Annotated in this window: 20 protein-coding genes; 18 read left to right on the forward strand and 2 right to left on the reverse strand. The window is 45.8% G+C overall.

Annotated features, from left to right (window positions below; all coding sequences use genetic code 11):
- Window positions 1–3 precede the first annotated feature (3 nt).
- The 16 genes from sufC (at window position 4) to MHN00_RS07290 (ending at window position 15,949) form a co-directional block, all read left to right on the forward strand.
- Window positions 4–765 (forward strand): Fe-S cluster assembly ATPase SufC, encoded by a 762-nt coding sequence (gene sufC / locus MHN00_RS07215; protein ID WP_014979831.1) that lies wholly within the window; start codon window positions 4–6, stop codon window positions 763–765.
- Window positions 762–2,018 (forward strand): Fe-S cluster assembly protein SufD, encoded by a 1,257-nt coding sequence (gene sufD / locus MHN00_RS07220; RefSeq protein ID WP_239300784.1) that lies wholly within the window; start codon window positions 762–764, stop codon window positions 2,016–2,018. Before sufC ends, sufD begins: the two co-directional genes overlap by 4 nt.
- The gene (locus tag MHN00_RS07225) at window positions 2,015–3,232 is read left to right on the forward strand and encodes a cysteine desulfurase (protein WP_239300785.1); all 1,218 of its coding nucleotides are present in this window, start codon (window positions 2,015–2,017) and stop codon (window positions 3,230–3,232) included. Before sufD ends, MHN00_RS07225 begins: the two co-directional genes overlap by 4 nt.
- A gap of 9 nt (window positions 3,233–3,241) precedes the next feature.
- Window positions 3,242–3,598 carry an iron-sulfur cluster assembly accessory protein gene (locus MHN00_RS07230; protein ID WP_239300786.1) on the forward strand — a complete coding sequence of 119 codons (357 nt, stop codon included), beginning with the start codon at window positions 3,242–3,244 and terminating at the stop codon, window positions 3,596–3,598.
- A 50-nt stretch (window positions 3,599–3,648) separates the two neighbouring features.
- Complete coding sequence (gene sufT, locus MHN00_RS07235) at window positions 3,649–4,182, forward strand: putative Fe-S cluster assembly protein SufT (RefSeq protein ID WP_239300787.1); 534 nt, start codon at window positions 3,649–3,651, stop codon at window positions 4,180–4,182.
- 59 nt (window positions 4,183–4,241) lie between these two features.
- Window positions 4,242–4,652, forward strand: coding sequence for a SufE family protein (locus tag MHN00_RS07240; protein ID WP_014950170.1), 411 nt, complete (start codon window positions 4,242–4,244; stop codon window positions 4,650–4,652).
- Window positions 4,653–4,924: 272 nt separating this feature from the next.
- Window positions 4,925–5,356, forward strand: coding sequence for a nucleoside-diphosphate kinase (ndk, locus tag MHN00_RS07245; RefSeq protein ID WP_012519000.1), 432 nt, complete (start codon window positions 4,925–4,927; stop codon window positions 5,354–5,356).
- Between the two features lie 510 nt (window positions 5,357–5,866).
- Window positions 5,867–6,985 (forward strand): bifunctional tRNA (adenosine(37)-C2)-methyltransferase TrmG/ribosomal RNA large subunit methyltransferase RlmN, encoded by a 1,119-nt coding sequence (locus MHN00_RS07250; RefSeq protein ID WP_014977032.1) that lies wholly within the window; start codon window positions 5,867–5,869, stop codon window positions 6,983–6,985.
- Window positions 6,986–7,009: 24 nt separating this feature from the next.
- Complete coding sequence (gene pilW / locus MHN00_RS07255; RefSeq protein ID WP_239300788.1) at window positions 7,010–8,200, forward strand: type IV pilus biogenesis/stability protein PilW; 1,191 nt, start codon at window positions 7,010–7,012, stop codon at window positions 8,198–8,200.
- A 6-nt stretch (window positions 8,201–8,206) separates the two neighbouring features.
- Complete coding sequence (locus MHN00_RS07260) at window positions 8,207–9,244, forward strand: RodZ domain-containing protein (RefSeq protein ID WP_239300789.1); 1,038 nt, start codon at window positions 8,207–8,209, stop codon at window positions 9,242–9,244.
- Window positions 9,245–9,252: 8 nt separating this feature from the next.
- On the forward strand, window positions 9,253–10,371 hold the full coding sequence (gene ispG, locus MHN00_RS07265) for a flavodoxin-dependent (E)-4-hydroxy-3-methylbut-2-enyl-diphosphate synthase (RefSeq protein WP_014950167.1): 1,119 nt from the start codon (window positions 9,253–9,255) through the stop codon (window positions 10,369–10,371).
- Window positions 10,372–10,453: 82 nt separating this feature from the next.
- Window positions 10,454–11,737, forward strand: a complete 1,284-nt coding sequence (gene hisS, locus MHN00_RS07270; RefSeq protein ID WP_075177060.1) for a histidine--tRNA ligase — start codon at window positions 10,454–10,456, stop codon at window positions 11,735–11,737.
- 12 nt (window positions 11,738–11,749) lie between these two features.
- The gene (locus MHN00_RS07275; RefSeq protein WP_014950165.1) at window positions 11,750–12,370 is read left to right on the forward strand and encodes a tetratricopeptide repeat protein; all 621 of its coding nucleotides are present in this window, start codon (window positions 11,750–11,752) and stop codon (window positions 12,368–12,370) included.
- Between the two features lie 44 nt (window positions 12,371–12,414).
- On the forward strand, window positions 12,415–13,674 hold the full coding sequence (bamB, locus tag MHN00_RS07280) for an outer membrane protein assembly factor BamB (protein WP_014950164.1): 1,260 nt from the start codon (window positions 12,415–12,417) through the stop codon (window positions 13,672–13,674).
- A 290-nt stretch (window positions 13,675–13,964) separates the two neighbouring features.
- Window positions 13,965–15,410, forward strand: a complete 1,446-nt coding sequence (der, locus tag MHN00_RS07285; RefSeq protein ID WP_014979823.1) for a ribosome biogenesis GTPase Der — start codon at window positions 13,965–13,967, stop codon at window positions 15,408–15,410.
- Between the two features lie 359 nt (window positions 15,411–15,769).
- The gene (locus MHN00_RS07290) at window positions 15,770–15,949 is read left to right on the forward strand and encodes a hypothetical protein (protein WP_039218122.1); all 180 of its coding nucleotides are present in this window, start codon (window positions 15,770–15,772) and stop codon (window positions 15,947–15,949) included.
- On the opposite strand, the gene MHN00_RS07295 is transcribed toward MHN00_RS07290, so the two are convergent.
- Window positions 15,946–17,103, reverse strand: coding sequence for a hypothetical protein (locus tag MHN00_RS07295; protein ID WP_239300790.1), 1,158 nt, complete (start codon window positions 17,101–17,103; stop codon window positions 15,946–15,948). The two genes, MHN00_RS07290 and MHN00_RS07295, sit on opposite strands and share 4 nt — an antisense overlap.
- 15 nt (window positions 17,104–17,118) lie before the next feature.
- Window positions 17,119–18,471 (reverse strand): exodeoxyribonuclease VII large subunit, encoded by a 1,353-nt coding sequence (gene xseA, locus MHN00_RS07300; protein WP_239300792.1) that lies wholly within the window; start codon window positions 18,469–18,471, stop codon window positions 17,119–17,121.
- Window positions 18,472–18,571: 100 nt separating this feature from the next.
- Here xseA and guaB point away from each other — a divergent pair, with 100 nt between their 5' ends.
- The gene (gene guaB / locus MHN00_RS07305) at window positions 18,572–20,041 is read left to right on the forward strand and encodes an IMP dehydrogenase (protein ID WP_014950158.1); all 1,470 of its coding nucleotides are present in this window, start codon (window positions 18,572–18,574) and stop codon (window positions 20,039–20,041) included.
- Window positions 20,042–20,111: 70 nt separating this feature from the next.
- Window positions 20,112–21,689, forward strand: a complete 1,578-nt coding sequence (guaA, locus tag MHN00_RS07310; protein WP_239300794.1) for a glutamine-hydrolyzing GMP synthase — start codon at window positions 20,112–20,114, stop codon at window positions 21,687–21,689.
- Window positions 21,690–21,881: the final 192 nt, after the last annotated feature.

Below are 21,881 nucleotides of genomic sequence, written 5' to 3' on the forward strand. Positions count from 1 at the left end.
TCAATGCTTAGTATCAAGAATTTACATGCCAGCGTGGAAGAGAAAAACATCATTAAAGGTCTTAACCTTGAAGTTAAACCTGGTGAAGTACACGCTATCATGGGCCCCAACGGAGCCGGTAAAAGTACACTAGGCTACGTCCTATCTGGTCGTGATGGTTACGAAGTAAGCGAAGGCGAAGCCACGCTTAACGGTAAAGACCTATTAGAGCTTGAAGTAGAAGAGCGTGCCCGTGAAGGCCTTTTCCTTGCGTTCCAATACCCAGTTGAAATTCCTGGCGTAAGCAATATGGAATTCATGAAAGAGTCAGTTAACGCTATGCGCGAACAGCGCGGCGAAGCGCCATTAACAGCTGCTGAGTTTTTAAAGAAAGCAAAAGAAGCGTGCAAGCAAGTACAGCTTCCATTGGATTTCTTGAAGCGCGGTGTAAACGAAGGTTTCTCTGGTGGTGAGAAGAAGCGTAACGAAATCATGCAAATGATTTTGCTAGAGCCAAAGCTTTGTATTCTAGATGAATCAGACTCAGGCCTTGACGTTGACGCACTTCAGGTTGTTGCCGATGGCGTTAACAGCCAGCGCGACGGTGAGCGTAGCTTCATTGTTGTCACCCATTACCAGCGTCTTCTAGACTACATCAAGCCAGACTTCGTTCACATTCTTGCCGACGGCAAAATCGTGAAAAGCGGTGACGCGTCACTAGCGCTAGAAGTTGAGAAGAGCGGATACGCATTCCTAGGTAAAGCGTACGAGGAGGCTGAAGCATGAGTCAATGGCTAGAACAGGTCATTGATGCGGCGCAAGTCTCCGATTACTTAGCGCCCGTGCGTCAGCAGGCCTTAGAAAAGTTAAAAGCTGATGGTTGGCCAGCCCGTAGAAACGAAAGCTGGCGCTTTACACCGTTAACGCCACTTGAGAAGCGTGAAGCGAAGCAAGCGGTTCAGGCAGATAGTCTACCGGTACCCGCTATCGATAACCTAGATGCTATCGACCTTGTATTTGTAGACGGTGTATTGGTTACGCAGGTTAACACGTTAGATGTGCCAGCGGGCATGAGCATCACGTCGCTTAATAATGATGATACTGCTACGCAGCAAGCGATCAGCAGTGTATACGGTCAAGTTAAGCCAACCCGTCATATGTTTGGCCTAGTTAACGATGCGCTGTGCCAACACGGTATATTTATTAATGTTGAAGCTGGCGCGAAAATCGACACGCCAGTGCGCATTGTGAACATGGCGTCGCAAAATGTTGATGCTCATACGCGTGTGGTGGTGAAGGTTGCTGAAGGCGCAAGCGCTACTATTATCGAGCAAGGTTTTGGCGATACTGAAAGCTTAACCACAGCGTTTGCTGAATATGACTTGGCTGATGATGCACATCTAGAACACTATCGTTTTGCTATGTTTACTGGCAAAGCCAAGCAATTAGGCGGCAGCCACTTCAAACTTCATAACCGCACCACGCTTAACAGCACCATGGTGGGCTATGGAAGTGAGCTTTCCCGTTTAGATGTAGACATTCATCACGCCGGCGAATTTGCCGATGCAAAAATGAATGCCATTTATCTTTTGGCAGAAGGCGAGTTATTCGACCTTCACTCCACCATTGAGCACGCGATGCCTAATGGCACAACAGAAGAAAACGCGCGTGGGATTGTAGGCGATAAAGCACGTGCCGTGTTCAATGGTCGCATTCATATTCATCGTGATGCGCAAAAGACATTGGCTGAACTTAATAACCGCAACTTGTTGCTATCTCGCCGTGGCGTTATCAACACCAAGCCCGAGCTTGAAATTTATGCTGATGACGTAAAATGTGCTCACGGTGCAACGGTTGCTGAAATTGAAGAAGAAGCCTTGTATTACATGCTTACCCGCGGCGTTTCTCGCAGTAAAGCATTGGTAATGCTCAACTTTGGCTTCATTCAAGAGCTTATAAATGACGTGCCTAATGCAGCAGTCCGTGAATGGCTAGCACCAATTTTAAGTGAGCGCTTCGCCCAAATGGAGGTGAAATGAGCTTAGACGTTGCAGCACTTCGTGCCCAGTTTCCTATTTTATCTAAAACGGTAGACGGCAAGCCGCTGGTATACCTAGATAACGCGGCAACAACACAAAAACCTCAGGCAGTTATCGACGCCTTAGTAGATTTTTACACGGGTACGAATGCAAACGTGCACCGCGGTGCGCACCATTTATCGGATGAAGCTACGCGCCGTTACGAAAATGCACGTACCAGCGTTGCAAAGTTCATTAACGCAAATGCCCGTGAAGAAGTTATTTGGACGTCGGGCACCACAGAAGCCATCAATATTGTGGCTAATGGCCTTGGACAACTTCTTAGTGAAGGTGACGAGGTGATGGTGACTGAACTTGAGCACCATGCCAACTTGGTTACCTGGCAGCAAGCGTGCCGCCGCTCTGGTGCAACGCTAAATGTGGTGCCTATTTTCGACAGCGGAGAGTTAGACGTAGACGCTTTCGATAGACTGCTGTCTGAAAACACAAAGCTAGTGGCGTTCCCTCACGTATCGAATGCACTAGGTACGGTGAACCCAATTAAACTGCTTACTGAAAAAGCGAAAGCGGTAGGCGCATGGGTGCTGGTTGATGGCGCACAGGGTATTGCTCATGGCGGTGTCGACGTACAAGACATTGGCTGTGATTTTTACGCGTTTTCAGGCCACAAGCTATTCGGTCCAACAGGCATTGGCTGTCTGTGGGGCAAAAAAGAGGTGCTAGAAACCTGGCCTGTTTGGCAGGTAGGCGGCGAGATGATTAAAGACGTGACCTACCATGAAGCCACATGGGGTGCATTGCCAAATCGTTTAGAAGCCGGTACGCCAAACATCGCAGGTGCCATTGGTATGGGCGCTGCAGTAGATTGGTTTAGTGCCCTTGATGTAAGTGCTTTGCATGAACATGAACAAAAGCTGCTTGCCTATGCTACCGAGCAGGCCGAAGCGTTTGACGGTATGCGGGTAATAGGTACGGCACCTAACAAGGTAGGCGTGCTGAGCTTTCTACTTGAAGGTGCGCACCCGGCAGACGTGGGCTTCATTCTCGATAGACAAGGCGTTGCGATCCGCACCGGTGACAACTGTGCACAGCCGCTAATGAAGCGCTTTGGTATTCCGGGTACTGCCCGTGCGTCGTTCTCAATTTACAATACGCTTGAAGAAGTAGACAGCCTATTTGCTGCGCTTAAAAAAGCAAAAATGATGTTGGCCTAAGGAGGCATTATGAGTGTTGAAACTTTCGTACCTAGTACAAAACTCATTTCGCTAACTGACAGTGCCGTTAAGCATTTCGAAAGTAAGCTTAAAGACAAGCCTGGTCAGTTAATTCGTTTATCGACAAAAGTAAGCGGCTGTACAGGTTACGCCTACGTGCTTGATTTCGCAGATAGCGCGCAAGCTGACGACGAAATTGTTGAAATTTCGTCAGTACTTAACGTAGCCGTGGCTGCAGATGCCACTGACCTACTGCGTAATACAGAAATTGATTACGTTACAGAAGGTGTGAACGGCGTCATTAAATACAACAACCCGAACGTGGTTGATGAGTGCGGATGCGGTGAAAGCTTTAACGTAGGCTAAGCGCCACGTCAAAGGCCAACAGTGGTAGAACAAAGAGTACTAAGTAGTTTATGAAGCAAAAAATGGTGACCACCGAGCGCGACTGTAAAGCGCGCTTGGTTCCAGCGGGCAATCCTACCGTGATCCCTGAAGGCGAGTTTGTGAATATCACCCAAGAGCTCGGTGGTAACTATACGGTAACGTGGCGTGGCAACATGTACCGCATCGATGGTACTGATGCAGGTGCTATTGGCCGAAAAGCGATGACTCTGAGCTTTGACGCGCCACAAGATGGCAATATTAGCGAGCAGCAAGTGTGGGACGCGTTAGAAACTATCTTTGACCCTGAGATCCCTATCAATCTCGTATCTCTTGGTCTTATCTACAAAGTGGAAATTGATCAAGATACTAGCAGCGTCAATATTGATATGACCCTGACCGCACCAGGCTGTGGCATGGGCCCAGTATTGGTTGGCGACGTTGAATACCGCGTTGCTATGGTTCCCCATGTTAAAAACGTTAACGTAGAGCTTGTATTCGACCCTGCATGGTCCCGTGATATGATGAGTGAAGAAGCACAGCTTGAAGCAGGTCTGTTCTTCTAGTCATCCACGCACTGAAATTTAATCACACAACTTTTCAAACAAATTAAGCGGAAATAGTAATGCAACTACCTAGCAGTGACGAAATTATTGATGATTTAGCGTTCTTCGACGATTGGGAACAGCGTTATCAGTACATCATTGATTTAGGGAAATCTATTCCGGGCTTGCCTGAAGATGCTAAAACACCCGAGCGTTTGGTCAAAGGGTGTCAGAGCAGCGTTTGGCTGGTGGAGTCTTACGACGGCAATAAAATCAACTTTGACGTAGACAGCGATGCAGTTATCGTTCAAGGACTGCTTGCGTTAGTACTTGCCGCTTATAATGACAAAACGCCGACGGATATTTTAGCGTTTGATATCGACGGCTATTTTGAAGCACTAGACCTAGAGCGTCATATAACGCCAACCCGCGGTAATGGCTTACGCGCCATTGTGGGTAAAATTCAAGAATTAGCAAAAGCCAACGCTTAATTTTTTTAAGCGTTGGTTTTTTTAAGCCGTTTTAGGGTTCCATAGTAAAGGCAGTGGGGCAGGTGAGTCCTCGATAATTAGTTCTGTGCAAAATAATCTGTACGCTGTCATCATATTGTCATCGCCAACAGGCTAACCTTTCTCTACATTTGCGCATAAAAACAGTACTTTATATCTGATTTGATAAAGGCTCTGGTCAAGCTGCTATTTATTGCCTATAATTCGCGGCCAAAATTTTAAAGATACACACACTATTTGTTTGGAGAGAGAACATGGCTCTTGAGCGTACTTTTTCGATTATCAAGCCTGATGCGGTAGCTAAAAACGTAATCGGTGCAATTTACAACCGTTTCGAATCTGCAGGTCTTCGCATCGTGGCATCTAAGATGATCCACATGAGCAAAGAGCAAGCAGAAGGCTTCTATGCAGAACACAAAGAGCGTCCTTTCTTCGGCGCACTTGTAGACTTCATGACATCTGGCCCTGTTATGGTTCAAGTACTAGAAGGCGAAAACGCAGTTCTAGCTAACCGTGAAATCATGGGCGCAACTAACCCAGCTGATGCAGCTGCAGGTACACTACGTTCAGACTACGCTGCGTCAATCGACGAAAACGCAGTTCACGGTTCTGACGCACCTGAGTCAGCAGCACGTGAAATTGCTTACTTCTTCTCTGAAGAAGAAATCTGCCCACGTACTCGCTAAGATTACGTAGGTAGAATTAACGGGGCTATAAGCCCCGTTTTTTGTTTCTGAGCGTCTGAGCACGCTTTATGCTGCTTTGCTCGGCGCTCATTTAGGCAAGCTAAACCACGCTTCTCGCGCATTGCCTAAAGCGCGCTCAGTCACTCAGAAGAAAGATACACGCTTTATGCTGCTTTGCTCGGCGCTCATTTAGGCAAGCTAAACCACGCTTCTCGCGCATTGCCTAAAGCGCGCTCAGATACTCCGAAGAAAGATATACGCTTTATGCTGCTTTGCTCGGCGCTCATTTAGGCAAGCTAAACCACGCTTCTCGCGCATCGCCAAACTTAACGTTTCTCTGCGTTAAATCGGCTTTTTCTCAAATCTCATCTGTGGTAAAATCCGCGCAAATTTTAATCAGCGCTTTTCTTTTTCTTAAATGTCGTTCAAGACATAGTCGAATCGCTGGTTTTTACACCGTATTCAGTAGTAAGAGGGGCATCCCTCGAAGGTAAAAGGGTCATCTTATTCATGGCAAAAACTAACTTATTAAACTTAAATCGCGAAGGCTTGCGCAATTTCTTCAAAGAAATGGGCGAGAAACCGTTTCGTGCCGATCAGGTGATGAAATGGATTTACCAGCACGGTATCAGCGATTTCGAGGAAATGAGTAACCTCAATAAAAACCTTCGCGCGATGCTCATTGAAAATTGCGAAATTAAAGCGCCTGAAATTGCATACTTTCAAGAAGCGAGCGACGGCACTATTAAGTTTGCACTTACCCTCGAAGGTGGTCAGGAAGTTGAATCTGTTTGGATCCCAGAAACTGACCGTGCAACGCTTTGCGTGTCATCACAGGTAGGTTGCGCGCTAGAGTGTACTTTCTGTTCAACGGCGCAGCAGGGGTTCAACCGTAACCTAAGTGTAAGTGAAATTATTGGTCAGGTATGGCGTGTAGCTACTTTCCTTGGTCTTTCAAAAGACTCGAGCAAACGCCCTATCACTAACGTAGTAATGATGGGTATGGGTGAGCCACTGCTTAACCTTAAAAACGTTGTACCAGCAATGGATATTATGCTGGACGATTTCGGTTTCGGCCTGTCTAAACGCCGCGTTACGCTAAGTACATCTGGTGTAGTACCTGCGCTAGATATGTTGGGTGACCAAATAGACGTAGCGTTAGCTATTTCACTACACGCACCCACCGATGAGTTGCGCAACGAAATCGTGCCTATCAATAAGAAGTACAATATCGAAGCCTTCTTAGCAGGCGTACGTCGTTATCTGGCCAAATCTAAAGCGAACCAAGGCCGTGTAACGGTAGAATACGTTATGCTTTCAAACATCAATGACAGCACTGAACAAGCGCACCAGTTGGCAAAGGTATTGAAAGACACACCTAGTAAAATAAACTTAATACCATTTAACCCTTACCCAGGTTCGCCTTATACATGTTCAAGCAATTCGCGTATTGATAGATTCGCAAAAGTGCTTATGGAATATGGGTTTACAACCGTTGTGCGTAAAACGCGAGGTGATGATATCGACGCAGCATGCGGTCAATTAGTGGGTGATGTGGTAGACAGAACGAAAAGAATGTTAAAAAAACAGGTGAAGGGCGAAGCAATTTCAGTAAAAATGGCCCAATAATCATTAAGATATTAGGGTAAGACTATGGTTGCGGGATTGCGAACGTCACTTAAAATTGGCTTTTTAAGCGCGATTATTTTCACTTCTGGCTGTGTCAGTAATAGCCAGTCAGGGTTGTATGGCGGTAACTTCGATCACGAAGAAGCCGCCAAAACACGCATGTCCCTTGGTCTTACCTACCTTCAAAATAACAACTACACGCAGGCAAAAAAGAACCTCGACAAAGCGCTTGAGTTTAATCCACGCTCTGCAGACGTTCAGTTCGCGATGGCATATTACTATCAACTGGTGGGCGATAACCTTCGAGCGGAAGAGTACTATGAAACTGCTATCGACCTAGCGCCTAACAATGGCGATATTGCCAACAGTTATGGCGCGTTTAAATGCCAAAACGGCGAATACGAAAAAGCCAAAGCGTATTTCTTTGATGCGATAAATAACAGGCTTTACGCTAACGCAGCGCAAACCTACGAGAACTTAGCTTTGTGCGCGCAAAGTCAAGGTAAGCTAGATGAAGCGATCGGCTATTTTCAAGACGCATTAAAACATCAGCCTGCTAGGGGCAAAAGCCTGTTCTTGCTCAGTGAACTTTACACGGTTTCAGAACAGTGGGAACTTGCTGAATCTACGTTACGAAAATACGAACGTGTTGCCAAAGTTACGCCTGATTCATTGTGGTTAGCTTATGAAATAGCCAAAGGGAAAGGGGATCTAGAGACTGCAAAGGGGTATGGCGAAATGATGATGTCATTGTTCCCTGAAAGTGAGCTTACTAAACGTTACTTAGTGCAACGTGAAAGTATGCAAAACAAAGTGGTTAAAACCGTCAAATCTACACAGCCAAATGATTCTGAAACAGAAATAAGCGAAAACCAAACAAATACCGACGGGCTTGCACAAACGTCATCAAACGATAAAGAAAATGAAAAGAGCGTCGCCCAAGACAACGACGCTCAGCGTCAATCTCAGAGCAATAACTCCGACAACGCCCCTACAGCCACAGGTAACACACCGGAAAAAGCACAAAATACTGAATTATCTGTGCAAAGTGATAAATTCCATGTAGTAAAAGAAGGTGAAAACTTATATCGTATTTCTTTATTGCACAATATCAAAATGGCAACACTGCAAGAGTGGAATAACCTTGAAAATACTGGCGCTATTATTGCTGGTCAGACGCTTTGGTTAGTACCACCGAGTATGCAGGAGGAATAAGGTTTAATGGTGTCGGAAGAAAAAGCGAATCAAGAAGTTACTTCGCAACAACAAGAAAACACGCCAAGTCCAGGGGCAATGCTAAAAGCGCGCCGTGAAACGCTAGGTTTGTCTCAACAAGATATTGCTGATAAATTATTTTTGAAAGCTAAACAAATCAATGATTTAGAAAATGATGTCATTGATGACAAGTCGTCAGTGACTTTTACAAAAGGATACGTGAGAAATTATGCCAAGCAATTAGGCATGAATTCTCAAGAAGTTATTGAGGCATTCGAACGCTTCCACAATCAAACATCTGTACCGTCTTCAGAGAAATTACAGAGCTTTTCAAAGCGTGTCGCAAAACAGACACACGATGACAGGTGGATGATGGTAACTTATGTTATTTTACTTCTTATCATTGCCGCCGTTGTCGTGTGGTGGTATCAACAGCCTAGTGACGACACGGTAGCTGAACTGCCACTTAGTGAGGCTGTTAAGCGAGAAGCCGCTAATACGCCTGTCCCATCGGCGGGCACAGATACCGACAATGTAACTTCTGACGCCTCGTCGTCGCAGGGTGATACGGCTGGAAACAATCAGCTAGACACGGGCGTGAGCAATAGTTCAAACTCAGAAACCAGCGGTGCGTTCAGCGACCAAGATAGCGGTTTTAACCAAGACGGTAGCTTGAATGATGGTGCAATCTCAGCACCCGATACAGAGGTGAATGATAGCAATAACCTAACCGCTCTGGTTGATTCTGCGAATAGTAACGAACCCCAACCCAACCTTAATGTGAATAGTCAGTCTGATGCAGCGCCAATTGCTATGGTTTTCACTTTCGACGATGACTGTTGGGTTAATATAAAAGACGCGTCTGGAGAAGCTATTGCCTATGGGGTAAAGCTAAAAGGACGAGTTATGGAAATTCAAGGCGTTCCTCCTGTTGAAGTTACGCTCGGTGCACCGGATAATGTGCGCATATCAGTTAACGGCGAGTCTGTTGATATTTCTTCATACCAAAACGGTAAAACAGCTCGCTTCGCACTTCCTTTATAGGTAATTAGATGTTTGCAGAAAGCCCTATTAAGCGCAGAAAGTCTACGCGTATTAATGTAGGTAACGTTCCCATTGGTGATGGCGCTCCCATTGCTGTTCAATCTATGACGAATACGCGGACCACTGATGTGGCAGCGACCGTCGATCAAATAAACCGTATTGTTGCAGTGGGTGGGGAGATCGTTCGAGTATCTGTGCCCACGATGGAAGCGGCTGAAGCATTTAAAGAAATTAAAAAGCAGGTGAGTGTGCCACTCGTTGCAGATATTCATTTTGACTACCGTATCGCACTTAAGGTTGCTGAATACGGCGTGGATTGTCTGCGCATTAACCCAGGTAACATAGGTAATATGGAGCGTGTGCGCTCTGTGGTCGATTGTGCAAAAGACAAAAATATTCCTATCCGCATTGGTGTGAACGGTGGCTCGTTAGAAAAAGACTTACAAGAGAAGTACGGTGAGCCAACGCCAGAAGCGCTGGTTGAATCCGCAATGCGTCATGTGGATATTCTCGACAAACTTAACTTTGATCAATTCAAAGTCAGCGTTAAAGCGTCGGATGTTTTCTTAGCTGTTGGCGCCTATCGTTTATTGGCACAAAAAATAGACCAGCCGCTTCACTTAGGTATTACCGAAGCCGGTGGCCAGCGCGCCGGCGCCGTGAAGAGTGCAGTTGGCTTAGGTATGCTATTGGCTGAAGGTATTGGTGATACGTTGCGCGTATCGTTAGCCGCAGATCCGGTGGAAGAAATCAAAGTAGGCTTTGATATTCTGAAGTCACTGCGTATTCGCTCGCGCGGTATAAACTTTATTGCTTGCCCGAGTTGTTCACGACAAGAATTCGATGTAATCGGCACAGTGAATGCTCTTGAGCAGCGATTGGAAGATATTCTTACGCCAATGGATGTCTCTATCATCGGTTGCGTGGTTAACGGCCCAGGCGAAGCAGAAGTGTCTGATTTGGGCCTCACTGGCGCACGTAACATGAGCGGCCTATATGAAGACGGTAAGCGCGTTAAAGAACGTCTTCCTAACGACGATCTAGTGGATAAGCTTGAAGCTAAGATTCGCGCCAAAGCATCGCGTATGAGTGAACAAAATAAAATTCAGGTCTCGGTTAAAGACTGAGACATTTTTTGTTCATTGTTGTTTATTCCCAAAGCCCCTATAATGCGGGGCTTTTCACTATTTAGCAGTATGAGAATTTCACGTGGCTAAGACTATTCAGGCAATTCGAGGCATGAATGACTGCCTACCGGAGATTTCCGGTACATGGCAGAAGGTAGAATCTGTACTTCGTCAGGTTGTGGCGAGTTATGGTTACCAGGAAATACGTACTCCCATCGTTGAAAGCACCGACTTGTTCAAGCGCTCTATCGGTGAAGTTACCGATATCGTTGAAAAAGAAATGTATACCTTCGAAGATAGAAATGGCGACAGCTTAACGCTACGTCCAGAAGGTACGGCAAGTTGCGTGCGCGCAGGAAACGAGCACGGCTTATTGTACAACCAGCAGCAACGCCTGTGGTACATGGGGCCAATGTTCCGTCATGAACGTCCACAAAAAGGGCGTTATCGCCAGTTCCATCAGTTCGGTGTAGAGACCTACGGTATGGACGGCCCTGACATCGACTTAGAAGTGATTCTTCTTAGTGCACGCTTTTGGAAAGCTTTTGGTATTGAGCAGCACGTAAAACTTCAAATTAATACTTTAGGTTCAAACGAAGCTCGCGCTGCATATCGCGATACGCTGGTGGAATTCTTAAAACAGCGTGCAGACCAGCTCGATGAAGATTCACTGCGTCGACTTGAAACGAATCCACTTCGCGTACTCGATTCAAAGAACCCTGATGTTCAAGCTGCGATTGCCGATGCGCCAGCGCTAATCGATCATCTTGATGAAGAATCTAAAGTACATTTTGAAACCTTGTGTTCGCGCTTAACGCAAGCAGGCATTGAGTTTGAAATAAATCCTCGACTAGTGCGCGGATTAGATTACTACAACCGTACTGTGTTTGAGTGGGTGACAGATAGCTTGGGAGCCCAGGGTACAGTGTGTGCTGGAGGCCGTTACGATGGCTTGGTAGAGCAACTCGGGGGCAAAGCAACGCCTGCGGTTGGTTTTGCTATGGGTATTGAACGTTTGGTACTGTTGCTAACCACGTTAACCGAAGAAGGTCAGGACTCAAGTTTCGCAGACGTTTACGTAACGGCGATGGGCGAAGAGGCACAGTCATACGCTATTGAGGTAGCAGAGCATCTTCGAAATACGCTTCCTAATACACGCATAATGATGCACTGTGGCGGCGGCAACTTTAAAAAACAATTAAAGCGTGCAGATAAAACAGGCGCACGTTTAGCGCTGCTTTTAGGCAATGACGAAATGCAGTCTCGCGAAGTAGGTGTTAAACCACTGCGCGATGGTCAAGAACAAGTTACAGTCAGCTTCGATACCTTATCTGATAAGGTTGCAGAGATGCTGAGCGCAAAATAAAAAGAGGACATCATGGAACAGTTCGCAACAGAAGAACAACAAGTAGAAGCGATTAAACGTTTTTGGAAAGAGCACGGTACTGCAATTATTGTCGGTGCAGCGCTTGGTCTAGGTGGCCTTTGGGGCTGGAGAGCGTATTCAGAAGCGCAAATTGAAACTAAAGAAGCGGCATCGGTTGCCTATCAAAATGCCGTAGAAACATTCGGTACAGAAGGCAGCGACGCAAAAGTTAAAGCTTTTATCGAAGAGAACAAAGACAGTGGTTATGCGAGCATTGCCAGCCTTCTTGCTGCTAAGCAAGCGGTAGATGCCGGTGATTTAGACGCTGCAGCTTCTCACCTAAATAGCGTAGTAACCTTTGCCGAAAATGATGAATTGAAAGTGCTTGCCTCACTTCGTTTGTCGCGTGTGCAAATTGAAATGAACCAGCTGGACGCGGCGTTGTCTACGCTTAGCAATGTAACAAACGACGCATTTGCAGCAGAAGTTTCTGAATTAAAAGGCGATGTGTATCAAAAACAAGGCAAGTTTGATGATGCTCGCTTAGCTTATTCAAATGCGTTAGAAAAAAATGCCAACAATCCGCTTTTACAAATGAAGTTAGATAACCTATCGGTATCTGCTGCGCAATAAGCGAAAGCCTTAGGGCTGGTATAAATAATAAAGAGGTACGCAATTTGTTTCACAACACGTGTGGCCGTAAAGGTCGATTTGCTCGCACGATAGGTATGGCACTCGCGGTGTCTATCACAATGTCTGGCTGCTCAACTATTTCAGACTGGTTTGCAGATGACGAAGAATTAGAGATTCGTCGTTTAAAGCCTATTGAGGCTAAATTCACACCTAAATTAGTGTGGGATCGCGATATTGGTGATGGCGTTAATCATTACTTCTCTCGTCTTCGCCCTGTTTATGCCTATGACAAGCTTTATGCTGCCGATCGCCATGGCGCCGTTGTCGCGATGGACCCTGAGTCGGGTAAAGTGTTGTGGGAGAAAGATTTCGCACAGTTTCGCTCTGAGGGCATGCTAAGCTCAGTCACTAATTTGTGGCGTAGCGGTGAGACTGCACGTATTGGTGGTATCGCCGTAGCAGACAGACACGTATTCATTGGTACAGAAAACGGCTATGTAGCTGCAATGGATGCAGAAACCGGAGAGTTAGTTTGGGATGCGTCTGTTCCCGGTGAGATTTTAGCGGCTCCGGCAGCTGATGAAGGTATCTTAGTGGTTAACACGGGTGCTGGTAGCTTATTTGGTTTCAATACCCGCACTGGTGAACAGTTGTGGAGACACGAAGGTGATACTCCTCCGCTAACATTACGTGGTATTTCTGGCCCAATCGCATCTAACGGTGGTGCTATCATCGGCACACCTACAGGTAAAATTCAGGTTAATCTTATCGAAACAGGTGTACTTGCGTGGGAAACGGTAATTGCAACGCCTTCTGGTGCAACAGAGTTAGAGCGTATTGTTGATATCGACACAACGCCTGTTTTATTTGGCGGCACGGTTTACACGGTTTCTTACAACGGAACATTAGCTGCTGTAGAGTTACGTTCAGGTCGTGTAATTTGGAAACGTGAATATGCATCGTTTCGCAATTTGAATATCGACGGCAATAAAATTTTTGTTGTAGACAACAACTCTAACGTTTATGCCCTTGATAGACGAAACGGCGTAGAGCTTTGGTCTCAAGGTTCACTTAAGCATCGCTCATTAACGGCTGCTACTCCAGTAGGCGACCATGTGGTTGTTGGTGATAACTGGGGCTTTCTACACTGGATTGAACAAGAAACAGGTGAAGTTGTTGCACGCCTAGATGTTGGCGGCGATGACGAAGATGATTCAATCTATGCTGCGCCGTTGAAGGTTGATGATAAGATTATAGCGGTAACACGTAATGGCGTAATAGCGTCGGTGCAAGTTCCAAAGTAACGGGAACGTTTCGCTAATATTTAAACAGAAAAGGTGCGTAAAGCGCCTTTTTTTATACCCCGCGGTTTTTTCGGGCCTAAACTTGGGAATTATCAATGGGTAGACGGTTTCTCTTCGTGTTATTGAACGCCATTGGTATTAGGTAGTGAACAAGGTATAATGCGCCCATTCTCAAAAGCCTCATAGTAATTCACCTCTCGTTAGAGAATACAGCTCCCGAACGTTAGTTGTAATAGATGGTGTATGCGGCTTGTGCTTTTTTAGCTTTCATGACCCCTAGGATCTGATAAATGTTACCCGTTGTTGCTTTGGTTGGCCGCCCTAATGTTGGTAAGTCAACCTTGTTTAATCGCCTTACAAATACCCGTGATGCACTAGTTGCTGACTACCCGGGGCTAACTCGCGACCGTAAATACGGCCAAGCGAAATTTGAAAAGCGCCAGTTCATAGTAGTGGATACCGGCGGTATTACGGGCGATGAAGAGGGCATTGATGCTGAAATGGCACAACAGTCTTTGTTAGCTATAGAAGAGGCTGATGTCGTATTGTTTTTGGTTGACGCCAGAGCAGGTATGCTGCCAGCCGACCAAGGTATTGCTGATCATCTTCGACGCATAAACAAAAAAGTGTTTGTTGTGGCGAACAAGGTTGATGGAATTGACGGCGATAGCGAAAGTGCGGAATTTTATTCCTTAGGCTTAGGTGATATTAAGCAAATTGCTGCGGCGCACGGTCGCGGTGTTAGCCAATTGCTGCAGGACGCCTTAAAGCCACTTGAATCTGATTTCCCGGACATGGAAATTGTCGATGAGGAGCCTGAAGAAGAAGAGGATGCTGAAACGCAGCGTCAACGCCTTCAAGAGTTACCTATCAAACTTGCTATCGTAGGTAAGCCCAACGTGGGTAAGTCGACACTGACAAACCGCATTTTAGGTGAAGAGCGCGTGGTGGTATTCGACATGCCAGGCACCACCCGTGACAGCGTGTACATTCCAATGGAAAGGGATGAGCGTGAATATATCCTAATCGATACCGCGGGCGTGAGAAAGCGCAAGAAAATTAGTGAAGCCGTAGAGAAGTTCTCTATTGTTAAAACTCTTCAGGCAATTGAAGAAGCTAACGTAGTGCTATTGGTCATTGATGCCAGAGAAGGTATTACCGACCAAGATCTCAGCTTATTAGGCTTTGTACTTAATTCAGGTCGTTCATTAGTAGTTGCCGTGAACAAATGGGACGGATTAAGTACTGACGTGAAAGACGACATAAAGCGCGAGATGGACCGTCGTTTAGGCTTTATCGACTTCGCTCGAATTCATTTTATTTCTGCGCTTCATGGTTCGGGTGTTGGTAATTTATTTGAGTCCGTACAAGAAGCGTATATGAGCGCGACCAAGCGTATTAATACCGCGCTGCTTACACAAATTATGGAAATGGCTCAGGATGACCATCAACCTCCGCTGGTGCGTGGTCGCCGAGTTAAAATGAAGTATGCTCACGCAGGTGGTTACAACCCACCGGTTATTGTTATTCACGGTAATCAAGTGGATGACTTACCAAGCTCTTATAAACGTTTCTTGATGAACTATTTCAGAAAAGCGCTAGAAATTATGGGCACGCCTATTAAGATAGAATTCAGAGAAGGCAACAACCCGTTTGAAGGTAAGAAGGCTAATTTGACCTTGGCGCAGCAGCGCAAGCGCCGTCGTATGATGTCTTATTACAAAGATAAAAAGTAGCCTTTTTTAGGATAGGGCGCTATTTCTGACCAAGTGGCGATAGCGTCCATGCTTCTACATTACTCAATTTCCCCACTATTGTGGCATGATGAAATCCCCAATTAGACTCGCTTTAGCGTGAATTGCATTTTGCCAGTCGTATTCAACTCTACGGTTTTCTTGATTTAATCTGCTAGGTCATTATTACACTTAGATTGTATTCTTTTCCTGCTAGTACCACTTTCTCTTTGTTCACATATTCAGTCATTTATAGGTACGTACCTTTGAATTCGGGAGGTTACCACGGATGTGAAATTTGGAGCTGTTTTTGCAGACACTACCTGTTTAGCAGACAGCCAGCAGTGTTTTTGGGAGATAAAGTGTCAGTAGAAAAATTGGTTAAAGTCGCCTCACCACTTCAAAAAAATCAAATGTATAACTGGTTTGATAGGTATAAACCAAAAGAGCAGCAAAAAGTATATATTCTCACCGCCAAAACAGAAGAAAAGCCAACGTTGAGTTTGCCGCTAGTTAAACGACGTTCTGCGAAAAAAGCTTAATGCGCGCTTTCCAAAAGCAGAGAGCGAACCTTTTTCATCATTTCAGACTCTTGCGGAACTTCTACGTTAACAATCAATTGATTGACAATATTGTCTGAAAAGTCAGGAGGAAAAGTCGTAGACACTTTTACGATTTTATCTTGTAGCTTAAAGACATAGGTTGTCGCGTAAATTGTTGGTGATGTTTCAGATGTCGCGCTCAGCCCCAACCTCCATCCTCTTAATGCGCTGTTAACCTCATAGCGTGAGGCTGGACTGATTTGAGACAATGTTAACTGTTGTAAATCGGCTGTAGCACTAGCTCTTTGCAGATCACTTTCTAGTTGCTTAGGAAGTAGCTCGTTTTCATCTGAAGAAAGCTGATCTAAAAAGGGATATACGGTGACATCAACGAGCGCATCTTCAAACTCAGGGTGTATATAGCGAGTAATTGCACCGTTAAACGGGTCTGGATATAACTGAGTATCTAATTTAGTGAAGTCGCCAATGGCGTTTGGTACCTGTAATCCACCCTTATAGTCGCTAGCTTCTAGCGCATCGAACAAAAACTGGCTGGTAAATAATCCAGAATGTTTGGCATGTTGAATCCAGCGGGCAATCAACGATTGAGCTTCTTCTTCGGCTAAAGCGGTTTCCGTTTTCACATCTGTGTTTTCTGCGGCACTCGCATCAAATGAAGATGAGTCAATTTCTATCCCTCGCCATTGTAAAGTGAATTCTGCAAATTGTTTTGCGTGCTGTCGATGCATGCCAGGCGCTGCGCCAACATTAGCAATCAATAGTTCGTAGTCGTTTCCTTCGCCATAAGGGAACAAATGACTGAACTCTCCTGATTCGCTTAGGAGTTTAATAAAGCTGTCGGGCGAAATCGCATCTTCAAAACACAAATTAGTGGATTGAGAAGCATTAGCTTCGCTTAATGCTCGCTGGGCTCCACAAGCCCTGAGTAACGTCTCGCTCGGGTAGGTAGAAAAAACAGAGACAGGTTGATTGACCATAGAAGCAAAGGTGAAGTCAGGCACTAGTAACAGAACAAAAACGCACAAAGGTGTCAAAATTTTGGGTACAGCGAACCGCTGTGACTTTAGGCTCCAAAATGCACAGGCCCGCTGGTAAATACTGGAAAAGGAAAACGCGTTTACATGAACGGGCATAATACTTAAGGCTACCTATTGCCGCTGAATGTGTGTCACTGTACTGGTTATTTCTCCGTCAGTCACCCGAGATTTTATCTCATCACCTACATTTACTTTATTCACGCTATTAATGGCTGTTTTGTCGGACAAAGTAATGCTGTAACCACGGGCGAGCGTTGAAAGAGGACTTACGGATTGTAAGAGGCTAACTTTACCACCAAGTTCATTTTTTTTGCTTCTAATGAGTGTATTCATGCTTGATAAGAGCTTGGTGCTAGCGTAATTCAGTTTGTCTTTTGCACGCGCCACGTTTGCTGATGGCGATTGTTTGTTTAGCCTGTAATCAAGACCTTGTAATCGCTTCTCTGCTTTTGCCAAGTCGTTTTGCATCTTATGCGCTAAACGAAGTTGTAGTCTGTCTAACGTTTGCCACTGCGATTGGATGCGGCTTTGTGGATGCAACGCATTTAGCCGTTGTTTCTTTAAAACAAGCTGTTGTTTACTCGTTTGAAGGTACTGATGTATTGCCCTTGCTAAGCGTTGTTTTTGCTGACTTAGCGTTTGGTAAAGAGCCGCAGAATCCTGACTTAAGATTTCGGCAGCAGCAGATGGGGTAGGGGCGCGAACATCGGCGACGAAGTCACTAATGGTGAAGTCTACCTCATGGCCTACGGCGCTAACTATGGGAAGGGCACTTGCAGCGACTTCTCTTGCCAAGCTTTCATCATTAAAACACCATAAGTCTTCTAATGAACCGCCGCCTCGCGTAAGTAACAGCACATCCACTTCTGCGCGGCGGTTAGCCGTTCTTAACGCATTAATTAACTGTAAAGGCGCGGTTTCACCCTGAACCATCGACGGATAAACAATGATTTCGGTTTGTGGGCTGCGTCGTTTTAATACACTTAATACATCATGAAGCGCTGCACCGCTTGATGAAGTTATTACGCCGATGCGATTAATACGTTCAGGTAGCGCACGCTTGTTAGCAGTATCGAACAAGCCTTCATTGTTGAGTTTGAACTTTAAGGCTTCGAACGCTTGCTTAAGCGCACCTTCGCCATCGCTTTCCATGTGTTCGACAACCAGTTGATAGTCGCCGCGTGCTTCGTAAAGGCCAACCGACGCTCGCACTAAAATTTTGTCGCCTTCTTTAGGGCGAATGCGAACATTGCGGTTTGATCCCTTGAACATGGCCGCGCGAACTTGGGCTTTGTTGTCTTTCAGCGTGAAATACCAATGCCCTGATGCGGCTGCCACAAAATTGGATATTTCAGCCGATAGCCAAATAAGGCCAATTTCGCCTTCCAGTACGGTTCTGGCTAAGCGATTTAGCTTGGTAACTGTTAAAATTTGTCGAGACGTAGATGGCGAATTTGTAAACATAAAAAAAATCACTGGGTTTAATACATTTAGAGTTTACCTGAAAACTAAAAAACACTACAATTGCGCCGCAATTAACCCTCAACTGAATAGGTGTTGTTGCATGCTACGTATCATCCAAGAAGCCCTGACGTTCGACGATGTGTTGCTGGTTCCCGGCCACTCGACCGTCCTCCCTCACACAGCCAACTTACAAACACGCCTTACGCGTGGCGTAACGTTAAATATTCCAATGGTGTCTGCTGCCATGGACACGGTTTCTGAAGCCCGTCTAGCTATTGCGCTAGCTCAAGAGGGTGGTATTGGTTTCATTCATAAAAACATGAAGCCCGAAGAGCAAGCCAAACACGTACGTGAAGTTAAGAAATACGAAAGTGGTGTGGTATCTGACCCGGTAACGGTTGAAGAGAATGCGACCATTGGTGAAGTTATCGCGCTTTCTAAGCGTCTTGGTTACTCTGGCTTCCCGGTGACTGATAAAGATAATAACCTAATTGGTATTGTGACAGGCCGCGATCTTCGCTTTGAAAAGCGTTTGAATTTGCCTATTAGAAACGTAATGACCGGTAAGGATGATCTGGTTACCGTTAAAGAAGGTGCAAGCTCTGATGTGGTGTTAGATCTTATGCACGAACACCGCATTGAGAAAATTCTTGTCGTCGACGACGCGTTTAAGCTTACAGGCCTGATCACTGTTAAAGACTTCCAGAAAGCAGAAAACAAGCCTAACGCATGTAAAGACTCGCTTGGTCGCCTACGTGTTGGTGCTGCGGTAAGCGTTGGACCAGGTACTGACGAACGTATTGCACTACTTGTAGATGCAGGCGTTGACGTTTTACTTATCGATACCTCTCACGGTCACTCGCAAGGTGTTATTGACCGCGTGAAAAAGGTACGTGCAGACTATCCAGATGTACAAATTATTGCGGGTAACGTTGCGACGGGCGATGGCGCGAAAGCACTTGCCGATGCCGGTGTAGATGCTGTTAAAGTGGGTATTGGCCCTGGCTCAATTTGTACTACCCGTATCGTAACCGGTTGCGGTGTGCCTCAAATTACTGCGGTATCAGATGCAGTAGAAGCGCTTAAAGATACTGACATTCCAGTAATCGCTGACGGCGGTATTCGTTTTTCGGGTGACATTGCTAAGGCGTTGGCTGCTGGCGCAAGCTGCGTAATGGTTGGCAGCATGCTAGCAGGTACTGAAGAAGCGCCAGGCGAAGTAGAACTTTTCCAAGGCCGTTATTACAAGTCATATCGCGGTATGGGTTCACTAGGCGCTATGGATCAAAGCCACGGTTCGTCAGACCGTTACTTTCAAGATTCTGATAACGCTGAGAAATTAGTACCAGAAGGTATTGAAGGCCGCGTAGCGTACAAAGGTCCAATTGCTAATATTATCCATCAGCAAATGGGCGGCTTGCGCTCAGCCATGGGCTTAACGGGCTGCGCAACAATTGAAGAGCTCAATACCAAGGCACAATTTGTGCGCGTAACTTCAGCCGGAATGGGCGAGAGCCACGTTCACGATGTAAGCATTACCAAAGAAGCGCCAAACTACCGTTTAGGTTAAGGCGACCGACGACTACGAGGCTGGTACTACACCAGCCTTTGTTCTTTTATTTAACGGGTAAAAATAAAACATGACCACAAATATCCACGACCAACGCATACTTATTTTGGATTTTGGCTCGCAATACACGCAGTTGATAGCACGTCGTGTTCGCGAAATAGGCGTTTACTGTGAGCTTTGGGCTTGGGATGTGACCGAAGAGCAAATCCGCGAATTTAATCCTCAAGGGATTATTCTGTCAGGTGGCCCAGAGTCAGTAACCGAAGAAGGTTCACCACGCGCGCCCGAGTACGTATTTGAAGCCGGCGTGCCAGTGCTAGGCGTGTGCTATGGCATGCAAACCATGGCACAACAGCTAGGTGGTGGCGTACTGGGTTCAGACAAGCGTGAATTTGGTTATGCGCAAGTAGAAGTGATTAAGCCAAGCCCGCTGCTGGATAAAATTGAAGATGCGATAGGCGATAACGGCGCGGCGCTGCTTGATGTATGGATGAGCCACGGCGATAAAGTGGCAGCTATTCCCGAAGGTTTTGAAACCATCGCGCAAACCGCTTCATGCCCACATGCTGCAATGTATAACGCAGAGAAGCAATTCTATGGCGTGCAGTTCCACCCTGAAGTGACTCACACTCGCCAAGGCATGCGTCTATTAACTCACTTTGTGATGGACATCTGTAAGTGTGAAAAGCTCTGGACAGCTGGCGCAATTATAGACGATGCCATTGAGCGCATAAAAGAGAAGGTGGGCAATGAAGAAGTTATTCTTGGCCTTTCAGGCGGTGTAGATTCTTCAGTAACAGCTATGCTGCTTCACCGCGCGATAGGTGACAAACTTACTTGTGTGTTTGTAGACAATGGCCTGCTTCGCTTAAATGAAGCTGATCAGGTAATGGAAATGTTTGGTGACCATTTCGGCCTTAACATTATCCGTGTAGACGCTGAAGAGCGTTTCCTTGATCGCCTAAAAGGCATTGAAGATCCTGAGCTTAAACGTAAAGCTATCGGTAATGAGTTTGTTCGTGTATTTGACGAAGAAGCGGGTAAGCGTGAAAACGCGAAGTGGTTAGCGCAAGGTACTATTTACCCAGACGTTATTGAATCAGCGGGTTCTGCAACGGGTAAAGCGCACGTAATTAAGTCGCACCACAATGTGGGTGGTCTTCCAGAAGATATGGAGCTAGGTCTTGTTGAGCCACTGCGTGAACTCTTTAAAGACGAAGTACGCAAAATCGGCCTTGAGCTAGGTTTACCGTACGACATGCTTTACCGTCACCCGTTCCCTGGTCCGGGTCTAGGTGTTCGTGTACTTGGTGAAATTAAGAAAGAATATTGCGACTTACTACGTCGTGCTGACGCTATCTTCATTGAAGAGCTATATGCTGCTGACCTATACCAAAAAGTAAGCCAAGCGTTTACCGTATTCCTTCCAGTGCGCTCAGTTGGCGTAATGGGTGATGCGCGTAAATACGACTGGGTAGTAAGCCTTCGTGCAGTAGAAACCATCGATTTCATGACAGCTCACTGGGCACATTTACCCTACGACTTCCTAGGTAAAGTGTCTAATCGCATTATCAATGAAATTGACGGCATTAGTCGTGTGGTCTACGACATTTCTGGTAAGCCACCTGCTACGATTGAGTGGGAGTAAACGGGTGTAGATTTACCGAAATGAAAAGAGAGCCTTCGGGCTCTTTTTTTGTATCTACTTAAAAAAGAGCAAGTTAATAAGCCTGTTACTATAAGAGTGTATATTTTCGCATATATTGGTATGTTGATTCATACCAAATTTGTAACCATACCGTCATAAAAATATCATTTAATGGCGACGTCCTTCTTTAAA

This window comes from Alteromonas sp. Cnat2-8, from assembly GCF_022348355.1.
Classification (GTDB): domain Bacteria; phylum Pseudomonadota; class Gammaproteobacteria; order Enterobacterales; family Alteromonadaceae; genus Alteromonas; species Alteromonas macleodii.

Bases quoted from the DNA above. Each gene is read 5' to 3' on its own strand.
- sufC (WP_014979831.1), top strand. From the start codon at position 4: ATGCTTAGTATCAAGAATTTACATGCCAGCGTGGAAGAGAAAAACATC.
- sufD (WP_239300784.1), top strand. From the start codon at position 762: ATGAGTCAATGGCTAGAACAGGTCATTGATGCGGCGCAAGTCTCCGAT.
- MHN00_RS07225 (WP_239300785.1), top strand. From the start codon at position 2,015: ATGAGCTTAGACGTTGCAGCACTTCGTGCCCAGTTTCCTATTTTATCT.
- MHN00_RS07230 (WP_239300786.1), top strand. From the start codon at position 3,242: ATGAGTGTTGAAACTTTCGTACCTAGTACAAAACTCATTTCGCTAACT.
- sufT (WP_239300787.1), top strand. From the start codon at position 3,649: ATGAAGCAAAAAATGGTGACCACCGAGCGCGACTGTAAAGCGCGCTTG.
- MHN00_RS07240 (WP_014950170.1), top strand. From the start codon at position 4,242: ATGCAACTACCTAGCAGTGACGAAATTATTGATGATTTAGCGTTCTTC.
- ndk (WP_012519000.1), top strand. From the start codon at position 4,925: ATGGCTCTTGAGCGTACTTTTTCGATTATCAAGCCTGATGCGGTAGCT.
- MHN00_RS07250 (WP_014977032.1), top strand. From the start codon at position 5,867: ATGGCAAAAACTAACTTATTAAACTTAAATCGCGAAGGCTTGCGCAAT.
- pilW (WP_239300788.1), top strand. From the start codon at position 7,010: ATGGTTGCGGGATTGCGAACGTCACTTAAAATTGGCTTTTTAAGCGCG.
- MHN00_RS07260 (WP_239300789.1), top strand. From the start codon at position 8,207: ATGGTGTCGGAAGAAAAAGCGAATCAAGAAGTTACTTCGCAACAACAA.
- ispG (WP_014950167.1), top strand. From the start codon at position 9,253: ATGTTTGCAGAAAGCCCTATTAAGCGCAGAAAGTCTACGCGTATTAAT.
- MHN00_RS07275 (WP_014950165.1), top strand. From the start codon at position 11,750: ATGGAACAGTTCGCAACAGAAGAACAACAAGTAGAAGCGATTAAACGT.
- der (WP_014979823.1), top strand. From the start codon at position 13,965: ATGTTACCCGTTGTTGCTTTGGTTGGCCGCCCTAATGTTGGTAAGTCA.
- MHN00_RS07295 (WP_239300790.1), bottom strand. From the start codon at position 17,103: ATGCCCGTTCATGTAAACGCGTTTTCCTTTTCCAGTATTTACCAGCGG.
- xseA (WP_239300792.1), bottom strand. From the start codon at position 18,471: ATGTTTACAAATTCGCCATCTACGTCTCGACAAATTTTAACAGTTACC.
- guaB (WP_014950158.1), top strand. From the start codon at position 18,572: ATGCTACGTATCATCCAAGAAGCCCTGACGTTCGACGATGTGTTGCTG.
- guaA (WP_239300794.1), top strand. From the start codon at position 20,112: ATGACCACAAATATCCACGACCAACGCATACTTATTTTGGATTTTGGC.